This window comes from Pseudomonas sp. MWU13-2517 (assembly GCF_023242545.1).
GTDB lineage: Bacteria > Pseudomonadota > Gammaproteobacteria > Pseudomonadales > Pseudomonadaceae > Aquipseudomonas.
In genome coordinates this window covers 453,709-467,900 of the sequence record NZ_JALMFA010000001.1, presented here as the reverse complement: position 1 = coordinate 467,900, position 14,192 = coordinate 453,709, and the positions used below count along the sequence as shown (strand labels likewise).

Here is a 14,192-nt window from a genome sequence, read left to right as displayed (position 1 = left end):
TGTGGGGCGGGAATCTGCCAAGGCTAGTCCAGCGCAGGTTTTTTTGCACCGGTGTGGGCGCACTCGAAGGGTGCGCGGTAACACGCTTGTGACGCACTCGGTTGGAGCAATCACTGCGTTGTGGGGCATTGGGTAGCAAGAAGATCCTGGGTGCTGGCGCAACGCCTTCTATCGCTATTCAACCAGCGCTCTGATTTATAAAGGATTTATCCCGATCATAGGTTTCTGTTATCGCGTATGGCACACTTTCTGCTGTCTATTCCGTTGTTACAAACCAAGTTCCGGTATAGCGGAATACACAACCCCTGGAGTGCTTGTCATGCATCACCGACCTTCCGTGTTCAAAGCGTGTGTTTTTCTCTTCGCCGCATCGGCTTCCCTCGCAAGCCAAGTGCAGGCGGCGGACAGCAAGCTCGATGGGGTGCTCAAGCGTGGGCATCTCATCGTGGGTACAGGCAGTACCAATGCGCCGTGGCACTTCCAGGGAGCGGATGGCAAGTTGCAAGGTTTTGATATCGACATCGGCCGCATTGTGGCCAAGGGATTGTTCAACGACCCGAGCAAGGTTGAGTTTGTGGTGCAGTCGTCCGACGCCCGCATTCCCAATCTGCTGACCGACAAGGTCGATATGAGTTGCCAGTTCATCACCGTCACCGCCAGCCGTGCACAACAGGTTGCCTTCACCTTGCCGTACTACCGCGAGGGCGTGGGCCTGCTGTTGCCCAACAACAGCAAGTACAAAGAGATCGAAGACCTACAGGCCGCCGGCGACGGCGTCACCGTCGCCGTGCTGCAAAACGTGTATGCCGAAGAGCTGGTGCACCAGGCACTGCCCAAGGCCAAGGTCGACCAGTACGACAGCGTCGACCTGATGTACCAGGCCGTGAACTCCGGTCGCGCCGATGCCGCCGCCACCGACCAGTCTTCGGTCAAGTACCTGATGGTGCAGAACCCGGGTCGTTATCGCAGCCCGGCCTACGCCTGGAGCCCGCAAACCTATGCGTGCGCCGTCAAGCGTGGCGACCAGGACTGGCTGAACTTCGTCAACACCGCGCTGCATGAGGCCATGACCGGCGTGGAGTTCCCGGCCTACAAAGCCTCGTTCAAGCAGTGGTTCGGCGTAGACCTGCCAGAGCCGGCGATTGGTTTCCCTGTTGAATTCAAGTGATGTGTAAACCGGGGGTGCCGTCCACGGTGCCCCGTTTCAGGTACTGCCGACCATGAACTATCAGTTGAACTTTGCCGCCGTGTGGCGCGACTTCCCCAGCTTGCTGGCGGGACTCGGCCTGGGCCTCGAGCTGGCGCTGCTGTCGATCGCCATCGGCTGCGTGATCGGCCTGATGATGGCGTTTGCCATGCTGTCCCGACACCGTGCGTTGCGTATCTTCGCCTCGGTGTACGTCACGGTGATTCGCAATACGCCGATCCTCGTGCTGATCCTGTTGATCTACTTTGCATTGCCCACGCTCGGGATACGCCTGGATAAAATCCCGTCCTTCATCATCACGCTGTCGTTGTACGCAGGTGCCTACCTCACCGAAGTTTTTCGCGCGGGGTTGTTGAATATTCCCAAAGGCTTGCGTGAAGCCGGGTTGGCTATTGGTCTGGGTGAGTGGCGCATCCGTGCGTACATCACTGTTCCGGTAATGCTGCGTAACGTGCTGCCGGCGCTGTCGAATAACTTCATTTCGCTGTTCAAGGACACCTCGCTCGCCGCCGCCATCGCGGTGCCCGAGCTGACTTACTACGCCCGCAAGATCAACGTCGAAAGCTACCGGGTGATCGAAACCTGGCTGGTCACGACCGCGCTCTACGTGGCGGCCTGTTACCTCATTGCCATGCTGCTCCGTTATCTGGAACAGCGTCTGGCGATCCGTCGTTAAGGAGGTTTCCATGTACGAGTCTCCCAGCTGGTTGCATGAGTTGTGGATCGCCCGGGACACCCTCTGGGCGGGGTTTGAAACCAGCGTGTATTGCTCGGCGCTGGCGATTATTTTCGGCACGCTGATCGGCATCGTCGCCGGGTTGGTCCTGACCTACGGCAAGTTCTGGATGCGTGCGCCGTTTCGTCTGTATGTCGACCTGATCCGCGGTACGCCGGTGTTCGTGCTGGTGCTGGCGTGTTTCTACATGCTGCCGGCCCTCGGCTGGCAAATCACCGCGTTCCAGGCCGGTGCGGTCGGGCTGACGCTGTTTTGCGGCTCTCACGTCTCGGAAATCGTGCGCGGCGCGCTGCAAGCCATTCCTCGTGGGCAACTGGAAGCGGGCAAGGCGATCGGCCTGACGTTCTACCAGTCCCTGGGCTACGTGCTGCTACCTCAGGCGCTGCGCCAGATCCTGCCGACCTGGGTCAATTCCTCCACGGAAATCGTCAAGGCCTCGACCTTGCTGTCGGTGATCGGCGTGGCCGAGTTGCTGCTCAGCACCCAGCAGGTCATCGCACGCACCTTCATGACCCTGGAGTTCTACCTGTTCGCGGGATTTCTGTTCTTTGTCATCAACTACGCCATCGAGTTATTCGGGCGCTACATTGAAAAGCGGGTGGCCTTGCCATGAACCAACCTCAAACCAACCAACCGCTGCTGGACATTCGTGGCCTGCGCAAACAATACGGCCAGGTGGAGGTGCTCAAGGGCGTCGACCTGTCCATGCAGCGCGGTAACGTGGTGACGTTGATCGGCTCCAGCGGTTCGGGCAAGACCACGCTGTTGCGCTGCGTCAACCTGCTGGAAGAGTTCCAGGGCGGGCAGATCACCCTGGACGGCGAGTCCATCGGCTACAGCGAAATCGCCGGCAAGCGTGTGCGCCACCCCGAGCGCGTCATCGCCCGGCACCGTGCGATGACCGGCATGGCGTTCCAGCAATTCAACCTTTTCCCGCACCTGACGGCGTTGCAGAACGTCACCCTTGGCCTGCTCAAGGTCAAGAAGATGGGCAAGGACGAAGCCGTGGCCCTGGCCGAAAAATGGCTGGACCGCGTCGGCCTGCTGGAACGGCGCAACCACTTCCCCGGACAATTGTCGGGCGGCCAGCAGCAGCGGGTGGCGATTGCCCGCGCGATTGCCATGAACCCCAGCCTGATGTTGTTCGATGAAGTCACCTCGGCCCTCGACCCGGAGCTGGTCGGTGAGGTGCTCAGCGTGATCAAGGGCTTGGCGGAAGAGGGCATGACCATGTTGCTGGTCACCCACGAAATGCGCTTCGCCTATGAAGTGTCCGACAAGATCGTATTCATGAACCAGGGCCGCATAGAGGAACAGGGGTCGTCGAAGGACATCTTTGAACGCCCGCAGTCGCCGCGTCTGGCCGAATTTTTGAAGAACATCCGTTTTTAATCAGGAGTTATTTTTATGAGCATTACTCGTTACGGCACCGGCAGCACCGCCGGCGGCGGCCAGCCACGTCCTTTTGCGCGTGCGGTGGAAGCGGACGGCTGGCTCTACGTCTCGGGCCAGGTGCCGGCGGTGGACGGTGAAATCATCACAGGCGGCATCGTCGAACAGACCCGCCAGACGATGCGCAACGTGGTGGCAATTCTTGAGGAGGCCGGTTACGAGCTCAAGGATGTGGTGCGGGTTGGCGTATGGCTGGAAGACCCGCGCGACTTCTGGAGTTTCAACAAGGTATTCGGCGAGTACTTCACCCCGGAACACGCTCCGGCGCGTGCCTGTGTGCAGGCCAACATGATGGTCGACTGCAAGGTCGAGATCGATTGCGTGGCGTACAAGAAAAAAGGCTAAATGCCCCGACTCTAAAGAACACCGTAAATCCAACGTGGGAGGGAGCAAGCCCCCTCCCACGGGGAACTGTGTTGATAGCAACATCTTTATCGGGACCGATTACCGCCATGACCGAAGACACCATCAAACGCCGCGCCAAAGGCCTGGACCGTGCATTCGATATCCTCGATTTTCTCAAGGAAGTCGGCCAGCCCCTGCGTCCGAATGATATTGCCAACGGCATCGGCAGCCCCAAGTCCACCGTCTACGAGTTGGTCGCGTCCTTGCTTGAGCGGCGCATCCTGGAGACCGTGGGCAAGGATGGGCACGTCTACCTGGGTCGCCAGCTGTATTTTCTCGGCCAGGCGCACCTGCGTCATTTTGACCTGACCCGCGAGGCTGACCATGCCTTGCAGGAGATCGTCAGGCAGACCCATGAAACTGCGCAGATGTGCCTGCTCAACGGGCGCAAATACACCGTGGCGCTGATGCGCGAAGGCGAGCGGCATTTTCGTATTTCATCGGATATCGGGGAAAACGCGCCGATTCCATGGACCGCGTCCGGGCGCCTGTTGCTCGGGCACCTGAGCGACCAGCAGATCATCGACTTGATCGACCACGACGACTTCATCCTGCCGGACGGCCAGCGCCTGCCGCTGGAGACGTTCCTGGCACAAATCCGTCAGGCCACCCTCGACGGTTTCTTTTCTTTCGATAGTGTCGCCGACACCTTTACGCACTGCTTTGCCGCCCCGGTCAGGGACGCGCAGGGCGTCAGTATCGCGACGTTGTGCATCGTCGCACCGCGTGCCGATGCCATCACCCATTACAACGACTATCGCCGGGTGCTGATCGAAAGCGCCAACAACCTGGCCCGTCGCATCAACGAATAGGAGCATTTCATGTCTGCCATCAACGCTGTTGAAAAGGGCGCCGCCGCGGTGGGTGCCCACCTGGTCCGTGACGTTAGCCTGCCGGCCCTGGTGCTGCATCGCGACGCCCTGGCGCACAACATCCGCTGGATGCAGGCGTTTGTCAGCAACAGCGGCGCCGAGCTCGCGCCCCATGGCAAAACCAGCATGATGCCCGCGCTGTTCCAGCGCCAGATCGAGGCAGGCGCCTGGGGCATCACCCTGGCCAGCGCCGTGCAAACCCGTGCCGCCTATGCCGGTGGCGTGCGTCGTGTGTTGATGGCCAACCAACTGGTGGGCGCGCCGAACATGGCGCTGATCGCCGACCTGTTGGCCGATAAGGATTTCGACTTCCACTGCATGGTCGATCATCCGGACAGTGTCGCCGACCTGGGCCTGTTCTTCGCCGCGCGCGGTCTGCGCCTGAACGTGATGATCGAGTACGGCGTGGTCGGCGGCCGTTGCGGTTGCCGCAGCGAGCAGCAAGTACGTGACCTGGCCAAGGCGATCAAGGCCCAACCGGCGCTGGCACTAACCGGTATCGAAGGTTACGAAGGCGTGATCCACGGCGAGCACGCTATCAGCGGCATCCGCGAGTTCGCCGGCAGCCTGGTGCGTTTGGCGGTGGACCTGCAGGACAACGGTTTTTTCGACCTGCCCAAGCCTATCGTGACGGCTTCCGGTTCGGCCTGGTACGACCTGATCGCCGAGTCTTTCGAAACCCAGAACGCCGCAGGTCGTTTCCTCAGCGTATTGCGTCCGGGCAGCTATGTGGCCCATGACCACGGCATCTACAAAGAGGCACAGTGCTGCGTGCTCGACCGTCGCAGCGACCTCAACGAAGGCTTGCGTCCGGCCCTGGAAGTCTGGGCTCACGTGCAGTCGTTGCCTGAGCCCGGCTTTGCGGTGATCGCGCTGGGCAAGCGCGACGTGGCCTATGACGCCGGCCTGCCGGTGCCGCTCAAGCGCTACCAGGCCGGTATTTTGCCGGCACAGGGCGATGATGTGAGCGCGTGCAAGGTAACGGCGGTAATGGACCAGCATGCGTTCATGAGCGTGGCACCGGGAGTCGAGTTGCGCATCGGTGACATTATTTCGTTCGGGACTTCGCACCCCTGCCTGACGTTCGACAAGTGGCAGGTCGGCTGCCTGGTGGATGAGCAGTTACAGGTCGTCGAGTCCCTGCAAACCCGTTTCTGAGTGTGAAGCCATGACCCGCCAGACCCCACGTATCGCCCTGATCGGCGAATGCATGATCGAACTGCAACACCGCGCCGACGGCAGCCTGCACCAGAGCTTCGGTGGCGATACCTTGAACACGGCGGTGTACCTGCGCCGCGAGCTGGGCGACACCGGCAGTGTCGACTACGTCACCGCCCTGGGCGATGACAGTTTCAGCGATGCCATGTGTGCCCAATGGGCGCAAGAGGGTGTGGGCCTGGGCATGGTCCAGCGCTTGCCCGGGCGTCTGCCCGGTTTGTACTGCATCCAGACCGACGCCAAGGGCGAGCGTAAATTCCTGTATTGGCGCAACGAAGCCGCCGTGCGTGATTGTTTCACCACGCCGGCGGCCGAGCCGATCCTGGCGGCATTGCCGGGCTACGATGTGGTGTATTTCAGCGGCATCACCCTGGCGGTACTCGGTGAGGTCGGGCGCCGGCACTTGCTGCGAGCCCTGGTCGACACCCGTCGACGCGGTGGCAAGGTGGTCTTCGACAACAACTACCGACCGCGTCTATGGGCCAGTGTCGAGGCGGCGCGCGCGGCGTATCACCAGGTCATGGCCGACGTGGATATCGCCTTGCTGACCGAGGATGACGAACGTGCGTTGTTCGGCTATGCCGACAGTGAGCAGGTGTTCGCCGCGTATCCGACGCTGGCCGAGGTGGTGCTCAAGCGCGGCGCAGATGCGTGTTTGATCCGTTGCGACGGTGAGCGCTTTGCCGTGCCGGCGTTGAAGGTGGAGACGGTGGTGGATACCACGGCCGCGGGGGATTCGTTCAGTGCGGCGTATCTGGCCAGCCGACTCAAGGGTGGTTCGCCTGAGGCGGCGGCCTTGGCTGGGCATCGGTTGGCCAGTCGCGTGATTCAAGTGCCAGGAGCACTGATCCCTGCGTGAGTGGTCAACGTCGGCGGATCAAGAGCCAAACACTCAGTCGCGGTAGAACACCTGTACCAGGTGATACCCGAACTTGCTCTTGATCGGCCCGTGAACCACCTTGACCGGCTTCTTGAAGATCACCGCATCAATCGCTCCGACCATCTGCCCTGGCCGTACTTCGCCCAAGTCACCGCCGCGCTTGCCCGACGGGCAGGTGGAGTACTTCTTGGCCAGCACATCAAACGCTTCGCCCTTGGCAATGCGCTGCTTGAGCTGTTCGGCTTCCTCACTGGTTTTCACCAGGATATGACGGGCTTGGGCTTTCATCTTGTTACCTTGCAACGGTCGAACGTAAGGGCGCGCGATTATGCCTGAACTCAGGCGTCAACGCTGATCATGCTGCGGATTTTCGTGGCCAGCAATTCGATGGAAAAGGGTTTGGCGATCATGTCCATGCCGTCTTCCAGAAAACCCTGGCGCTCGGCGGCTTTTTCGGCATAACCGGTCATGAACAATACGCGCACGCCCGGGCGGTGCTGGCGAGCGATTTCCGCCAGTTGCCGGCCGTTCATGCCCGGCAGGCCGACGTCGGTCACCAGCAGGTCCACGCGCAGGTCCGACTCCAGCAACGGCAGCGCCGTGCGTGCATCGGCTGCCTGATGCGCGGTGTAGCCCAGTTCACCCAGCACGTTGACCACCAGCATACGCACGGCGGGGTCGTCCTCGACCACCACGACGGACTCACCGGCCAATGCCAGCGGGGCTTCGCTCGAGTTGGTGGGCTGGCTGCTTTCCAGCGCGGTGCCATACAGGCGCGGCAGGTACAGGCGCACGCAGGTGCCCTGGCCCGGTTCGCTGTGAATGGTCACGTGGCCGCCGGACTGCTGGGCAAAGCCGTAGATCATCGACAGCCCCAGGCCCGTGCCCTGGCCGATGGGTTTGGTGGTGAAGAACGGGTCGAAGGCTTTGGCGAGGATTTTCGGCGCCATGCCGGTGCCGTTGTCGCACACGCCGAGCATCACGTAGTCACCGGCCTTGACCGGCTCAAGTGTGGTGATATCGGTGCCGTCCAGGTAGCTGTTGGCGGTTTCTATGAGCAATTCACCGCCGTCGGGCATGGCGTCGCGCGCGTTGATCACCAGGTTGAGCAGGGCGTTTTCCAGTTGGCTGGCATCGGTATTGACGGGCCAGATGTCCTTGCCCAATTGCACCTTGAGCGAGATGTGCGCACCTTTGGTACGGCGGAACAGATCTTCCAGGGACGCCACCAACTGGTTGGGATCGATCGGTCGACGGTCCAGCGACTGGCGCCGCGAGAACGCCAGCAAGCGGTGGGTGAGGGCGGCCGCGCGGTGGGCGGAGGACACCGCCGCGTCGGTGAACCGGCCGATTTCGTCGCTGCGCCCGGCGGCGATATAGCGCTGCATCAGGTCCAGGCTGCCGATGATGCCGGTGAGCATATTGTTGAAGTCGTGGGCGATGCCGCCGGTGAGCTGGCCTACCGCTTCCATCTTCTGCGCATGGCGCAGCGCGTCTTCGGCGCGCTCGCGCTCGAACATTTCGTTTTGCAGGCGCTGGTTGGCCTCGGCCAGCGCCTGGGTGCGTTGGGCCACGCGCTCTTCAAGGTTTTCGTTGAGGTGACGCAAAGCCTCTTCGGTGAGGATGCGTTCGGTCTCGTCGATCACAAAGATGTAGAAGCCGTTTACCGAACCGTCATTACTGAAGCGCGGCAGGTACTTCATCAAGGCATGGCGCGGCCGGCCGTCGCGATGGGGGGTGACGGTCAGGAAACTGCACGCCTTGCCCTTGAGCGCTGCGGCGATCTTGTCCGCGCGCCCGGCGTATACATCGTCGCCGAGCACTTCACGAATGCTTTTACCGTAGAGTTCCTGGGGTGTCAGGCCGTACCAGTCGAGGTAGGCACTGTTGTTCAGGCGAAAGCGCTCTTCGTGGTCCACATAGCCGATCAGCACCGGCATGGCGTTGATGATCAGTTGCAGCTCGGTCTGGCTTTGACGCAGTGCCTGTTCGGTGTGCTTGCGTTCGGTCAGGTCCAGTGCGGCACCGAGGAAACGTGCCGGACGGCCCTGATGGTCCTTGTAGCAACGACCCCGGGCAAACACCCAACGTACCTGGCCGTCGGCTTGCAACAAGCGATATTCCTCGGCGTATTCGGTGCCGAAGGTGATGCAGTGCTTGATGCTGCGCGCCACCGTGCCACGGTCTTCGGGGTGTACGCCTTGCAGGTAAGCGCTGATCGGCAACAGGTCGGCGTCTTCCGGGTCGACGCCGTGCAGGTAGGCGAAATGCGCGTCGGCGATAAAACGGTCTTCGCCGATATCCCAATCCCAGGTGCCCACGGCGTCGGTTGCGGCCAGCGCAAGCTGCAGGCGTTGCTCGGTGCTGTGTTGGGCCTTGAGGCTGTCTTCGGAGCGCCGCTGCAGTTCGAGGGCTTTGCTGCGGCGTTCGTTGGTTTCAATGGCGGTGACCAGGATGCCGGCCACCGTGCCGCGCTCGTCGCGTACCGGGCTGTAGGTCAGGTCGAGCCAGATTTCGGTGTCGCGATGGTTGCGCTGCAAGACGAAGCGCTGTTCGCTGAAGGTGCGTGCCTGCCCGCCGAGGACCGCCTCGTAGATCGGTGCGGTGAAGCTCTCGAGCTCCGGCCAGGTTTCATGTGCCGGTCGGCCCAATGCCTGGGGGTGCTTGTCGCCCGCGAGCGCGGCGAAGCCATCATTGTAGAGTTGAGTGAGCTGGCTGCCCCACAGCAGCAGCATCGGCATCGGTGAGTGGATGACGATATCGACGGCGGTGCGCAGACTTTGCGGCCAATTCCTGGCATCACCGAGTGGGCTTTGCGCCCAGTCCAGCCGCGCGATCAAGACTGCTGCTTCGCTGTCGGTGGATGTTCCATTCATGAAAAAGCCCTACGCATAACGCTTTGAAATACGACAAAGCCGATTATCCCGTGAGACAGGAGCGGCTGACTACCCCTCGAAAAATAGCATGCATTGGGCGTTTGTCTTCAAATGAGTGCGTCAGGGCTGAAACCTTTTTTCCTCAGGTCGCCAATTCAGGGCGATCACGAAACTCGTCCAGAGCCTGCGGGTTAGCCAGGGCATCCGTGTTTTTTACCGGCTCCCCGTGAACCACATTGCGCACCGCCAGTTCGACGATCTTGCCGCTGATGGTGCGCGGGATATCGGTGACCGCAAGGATCTTGGCCGGTACGTGGCGTGGCGTAGTGTTGGCGCGGATCACCTGGCGGATCTGCTGTTGCAGGGCATCGTCCAGCTCGACACCGTCATCGAGGCGCACGAACAGCACCACACGCACATCGTCCTGCCAGCGTTGGCCGATAGCCAGGCTTTCCACTACGTGCGGGACTTTTTCCACCTGGCGATAGATCTCGGCAGTGCCGATGCGTACGCCGCCGGGGTTGAGTACCGCGTCAGAGCGCCCATGGATCAGCAGGCTGCCATTGGGGCGTTGCTCGGCATAGTCACCCTGGGCCCACACTCCAGGAAACTGGCTGAAATACGAGGCGCGCAGTTTCTGCTGGTCCGGATCGTTCCACAGCCCGATCGGCATGGCCGGAAAATGCCGGGTGCACACCAGCTCGCCTTTTTCGCCGATCACTGGCCGGCCTTGGTCGTTCCACACTTCGATGGCCATCGCCAGGCTCTTGCACTGCATTTCGCCGCGCCGCACCGGCAGCACCGGGTTGCCGATCACAAAACAGGAGACGATGTCGGTGCCGCCCGACATCGACGCCAGGCACAGCTCGCTTTTGATGTCGCGGTACACGTAGTCGTAGCTGTGGGGTGACAGCGGCGAACCGGTGGAAATCAGCCCCTTGAGGCTGCTCAGGTCATGGCTCAGGCGCGGTTGCAGCCCGGCCTTCTCCAGGGTGGCGAGGAATTTCGGGCTGGTGCCGAACACGCTGATTTTTTCCGCGTCGATCAGGTCGATCAACCGCTCTGGGCCAGGGTGGAACGGCGAGCCGTCATACAGCACGGCGGTGGCGCCAAGGGCCAGTACCGACACCAGCCAGTTCCACATCATCCAGCCGCAGGTGGTGTAGTAGAACAGGCAATCATCCCTGGACAGGTCGGCATGCAGACCGTGCTCCTTGAGGTGGGTGAGCAACACGCCGCCGGTGCCGTGGATGATGCATTTGGGCACGCCTGTGGTGCCGCTGGAATAGAGGATGTACAGCGGGTGATCGAACGGCACGGCGACAAACTCGGGCTCGCCGCCGGGCTGATAGAAGTCGTTCCACAGCGTCACCCTCGCTTGGCTGCGGTAGTCGTCAACGCGCGCCTGAGGCCGTGCGTACGGCACGATGATCAGTTGCTCGAGGGACGGCAGGCGTTCGAGGATTTCATTGAGCTTGGCGCTCTGGTCGATGTCTTTGCCGGCATAGCGGTAACCGGCGCAGGTGATCAACACCTTGGGCTCGATCTGGCCGAACCGGTCGATCACGCCTTGGGTGCCGAAGTCGGGCGACGAACACGACCAGATCGCGCCAAGGCTGGTGGTGGCGAGCATGCCCACCAGGGTTTGCCAGGTGTTGGGCATGCACGCGGCGACGCGGTCGCCCTGGGTCACACCGGCGGCCCGCAGGCTGCGCTGCAAGCCGGCGACATGGCGGGCGAGTTCGGCGTAGGTCAATGCTTCGCGGCGGCCATCTTCGCTGATGGCAACCACGGCGGGGTGCTCGTCGCGGCGGCGCAGCAGGTGCTCGGCGAAGTTCAGGGTGGCGCCGGGGAACCACTGGGCGCTGGGCATCTCGGCGTCTTCGATCAGCGTTGCCACGGGCGGGCTGTGAAACTGTACGTCGAAGTAGCTGACGATGGCCCGCCAGAAATCCGCGCGCTGGTCGATGCTCCATTGGTGCAGGGCCGGGTAGTCGGGCAGCTGCACGCTATAGCGTTGGTTGATGAAGCGCCGGAACTGGTCCATCCGCGTGTTGGCGATGCGTTCGGGGGAGGGCTGCCAGAGAATTTCGGACATCGGCACAGTCTCTCATTCTTGTGTGAATTGGCCAGTCGACATCAATCAAAGGTGGGGGGCTTGCTCCACCCCCATTAGATTTGCATTACTGGGCCAGCCAGCCGCCGTCGATATTCCAGGCGGCGCCACGCACCTGGCTGCCGGCTTCGCTGCAGAGGAACAGCACCAGTTCGCCCAATTGCGGTGGCGTGACGAATTCCAGTGACGGTTGTTTCTCGGCCAGCAGATCATGCTGCGCCTGCTGCGGATCGACGCCCGTAGCCGCGCGGTCGTCAATCTGCTTCTGCACCAGCGGCGTCAGTACCCAGCCCGGGCAGATAGCATTGCAGGTGACATTGCTGGTCGCCGTCTCCAGGCCCACTACCTTGGTCAGGCCGATCACGCCGTGCTTGGCCGCCACATACGCCGCCTTGCCCACTGAGCCGACCTGGCCATGCACCGAGGCGATGTTGACGATGCGCCCCCAGCCCTTGGCCTTCATCCCCGGCAAACTCAGGCGCGTGCTGTGGAACACCGAGGACAGGTTGATCGCGATGATTGAGTCCCAGCGCTCCACCGGGAAGTCTTCCACCGCCGCCACATGCTGGATGCCGGCGTTGTTGACCAGGATATCGACGCCGCCGAACTCGCGCTCGGCATAGGCGAGCATATCGGCGATCTGCGCCGGGTCGCTGACATCGGCCGGGTGGTGGCCGACCTTGCCGCCGAACGCCTGCACCTGGGCGATCACCGCGCTGGCGTCGCCGAAGCCATTGAGGATCAGATTGGCGCCAGCCTCGGCCAGGCTCAGTGCGATGCCCAGGCCAATGCCGCTGGTGGAGCCGGTAACGAGGGCCGTCTTGCCATTCAAAGTCGTCATGAAAACCTCACACAATGCCGGTGGCATAGAAAGTACCGATCACCACGAACACCGCAAGGGTCTTGATGATCGTGATGCCGAAAATGTCCTTGTAGGCTTCGCGGTGGGTCAGCCCGGTGACCGCCAGCAGCGTGATCACCGCGCCGTTGTGGGGCAGGGTGTCCATGCCGCCGCTGGCCATGGCCGCGACCCGGTGCAGCACTTCAAGGGGAATATTGGCCGCGTGGGCCGCCGAAATAAAGCTCTCGGACATTGCCGCCAGGGCGATGCTCATGCCACCGGACGCGGAGCCGGTGATACCGGCCAGCAGCGTCACGGTAATGGCCTCGTTGACCAGCGGGTTGGGGATGCCCTTCAGCCAGTCCGCCAGCACCAGGAAGCCCGGCAGCGAGGCGATCACTGCGCCGAAGCCGTATTCCGATGCGGTGTTCATCGCCGCCAGCAATGCGCCGCTGACCGCGCTTTTGCTGCCCTCGGCGAGCTTGCTTTTGATCGCCGACCAGCCGAAGGCCAGCACCATCAGGATGCCCACCAGCAGCGCCGCCTGCACGGCCCAGATCGCTGTGAGCTTGGCGATTTCGGTGGTCACCGGCGCGCTCATGCCCGGCAGGCTGAGGCTGTGGGTCTTGCCGTACCACTGCGGAATCCAGTGAGTGAACAACAGGTTCATCACGCCCACCAGAATCAGCGGCGACAGTGCGACCCACGGGTTGGGCAGTGTGAGGTTTTCGGCCGTTTCCGGTTCGTTGCGCAACTCGGTGCCGTAACCTTCACCGGCACGCTGCGCCTTGTTGCGCTGGCGCGCCAGGTAGAGCATGCCGGCGCAGAATACGAAAATCGTGCCGATCAAACCCAACCACGGCGCCGCCCATGCGGTGGTGTTGAAAAAGGTGCTGGGGATGATGTTCTGGATCTGCGGCGTACCGGGCAGGGCGTCCATGGTGAACGAGAACGCACCGAGGGCAATGGTCGCCGGAATCAGGCGCTTGGGGATATTGCTCTGGCGAAACATCTCGGCGGCGAACGGGTACACCGCAAACACCACCACAAACAGCGACACGCCGCCGTAGGTGAGCAGGGCACAGACCAGCACGATCACCAGCATGGCCTGGCGCGTGCCGAGCAAGCGGATCGCGGCGGCCACGATGGAACGCGAGAACCCCGACAGTTCGATCAACTTGCCGAACACCGCGCCGAGCAGGAACACCGGAAAATACAGTTTGATGAAGCCGACCATTTTTTCCATGAACACCCCGGTAAAGGCAGGGGCGACGGCGGACGGGTCAGTGAGCAAGACCGCGCCGAGAGCGGCGATGGGGGCAAACAGGATCACGCTGTAGCCACGGTAGGCAGCCAGCATCAGCAGCGCCAAGGCTGCCAGGGCAATGATCACACTCATGGTGTGTCTCCAGATTGTTATTTTTGTGGGGTAATGCTTGGAGTAGGGCTATAGCGAGATATGTGCCAGAAATCTAACTTATTGATATATAAAAGGATTTTTTGATCTCTGAGCGATTGTGCGGGTTTTTGTCTCTGAATTGAGACAGGCTGGGATCCGCTGCGGAAAGAGCTTGCGCCGGTGGCAGTGT

At 61.8% G+C, this 14,192-nt stretch carries 13 protein-coding genes; 8 read left to right on the top strand and 5 right to left on the bottom strand.

Features of this window, described 5'->3' with window-relative positions; all coding sequences use genetic code 11:
* Nucleotides 1-319: 319 nt before the first annotated feature.
* The 8 genes from M5B97_RS02085 to M5B97_RS02050 all read left to right on the top strand — a co-directional run bounded on the left by M5B97_RS02085 (nt 320) and on the right by M5B97_RS02050 (nt 6,749).
* Nucleotides 320-1,168, top strand: a complete 849-nt coding sequence (locus M5B97_RS02085) for a transporter substrate-binding domain-containing protein (protein ID WP_248730595.1) — start codon at nt 320-322, stop codon at nt 1,166-1,168.
* Nucleotides 1,169-1,220: 52 nt separating this feature from the next.
* Nucleotides 1,221-1,883: an amino acid ABC transporter permease gene (locus M5B97_RS02080; RefSeq protein WP_123718656.1), complete on the top strand. Its 663-nt coding sequence runs from the start codon at nt 1,221-1,223 to the stop codon at nt 1,881-1,883.
* A gap of 10 nt (nt 1,884-1,893) precedes the next feature.
* Nucleotides 1,894-2,556, top strand: coding sequence for an amino acid ABC transporter permease (locus M5B97_RS02075; protein ID WP_248730594.1), 663 nt, complete (start codon nt 1,894-1,896; stop codon nt 2,554-2,556).
* Nucleotides 2,553-3,335 (top strand): amino acid ABC transporter ATP-binding protein, encoded by a 783-nt coding sequence (locus tag M5B97_RS02070; RefSeq protein WP_248730593.1) that lies wholly within the window; start codon nt 2,553-2,555, stop codon nt 3,333-3,335. Before M5B97_RS02075 ends, M5B97_RS02070 begins: the two co-directional genes overlap by 4 nt.
* A 15-nt stretch (nt 3,336-3,350) precedes the next feature.
* Nucleotides 3,351-3,740 carry a RidA family protein gene (locus M5B97_RS02065; RefSeq protein ID WP_123718653.1) on the top strand — a complete coding sequence of 130 codons (390 nt, stop codon included), beginning with the start codon at nt 3,351-3,353 and terminating at the stop codon, nt 3,738-3,740.
* 107 nt (nt 3,741-3,847) lie between these two features.
* Nucleotides 3,848-4,612, top strand: coding sequence for an IclR family transcriptional regulator (locus tag M5B97_RS02060; protein ID WP_134657533.1), 765 nt, complete (start codon nt 3,848-3,850; stop codon nt 4,610-4,612).
* A 9-nt stretch (nt 4,613-4,621) separates the two neighbouring features.
* Complete coding sequence (locus M5B97_RS02055; RefSeq protein ID WP_248730592.1) at nt 4,622-5,830, top strand: amino acid deaminase; 1,209 nt, start codon at nt 4,622-4,624, stop codon at nt 5,828-5,830.
* Nucleotides 5,831-5,840: 10 nt separating this feature from the next.
* Nucleotides 5,841-6,749 carry a sugar kinase gene (locus M5B97_RS02050; protein ID WP_248730591.1) on the top strand — a complete coding sequence of 303 codons (909 nt, stop codon included), beginning with the start codon at nt 5,841-5,843 and terminating at the stop codon, nt 6,747-6,749.
* A gap of 33 nt (nt 6,750-6,782) precedes the next feature.
* Here M5B97_RS02050 and M5B97_RS02045 read toward each other — a convergent pair whose 3' ends face one another.
* The 5 genes from M5B97_RS02045 to M5B97_RS02025 all read right to left on the bottom strand — a co-directional run bounded on the left by M5B97_RS02045 (nt 6,783) and on the right by M5B97_RS02025 (nt 14,002).
* Complete coding sequence (locus M5B97_RS02045; RefSeq protein WP_003174397.1) at nt 6,783-7,058, bottom strand: peptidylprolyl isomerase; 276 nt, start codon at nt 7,056-7,058, stop codon at nt 6,783-6,785.
* Nucleotides 7,059-7,108: 50 nt separating this feature from the next.
* Nucleotides 7,109-9,646 carry a PAS domain-containing sensor histidine kinase gene (locus M5B97_RS02040; RefSeq protein WP_248730590.1) on the bottom strand — a complete coding sequence of 846 codons (2,538 nt, stop codon included), beginning with the start codon at nt 9,644-9,646 and terminating at the stop codon, nt 7,109-7,111.
* Between the two features lie 142 nt (nt 9,647-9,788).
* A complete protein-coding gene (locus tag M5B97_RS02035) occupies nt 9,789-11,744 on the bottom strand; it encodes an acetoacetate--CoA ligase (protein WP_248730589.1) in 1,956 nt (651 codons plus the stop codon).
* A gap of 85 nt (nt 11,745-11,829) precedes the next feature.
* A complete protein-coding gene (locus M5B97_RS02030) occupies nt 11,830-12,603 on the bottom strand; it encodes a 3-hydroxybutyrate dehydrogenase (protein WP_248730588.1) in 774 nt (257 codons plus the stop codon).
* A gap of 7 nt (nt 12,604-12,610) precedes the next feature.
* A complete protein-coding gene (locus M5B97_RS02025; protein WP_123718646.1) occupies nt 12,611-14,002 on the bottom strand; it encodes a GntP family permease in 1,392 nt (463 codons plus the stop codon).
* Nucleotides 14,003-14,192: the final 190 nt, after the last annotated feature.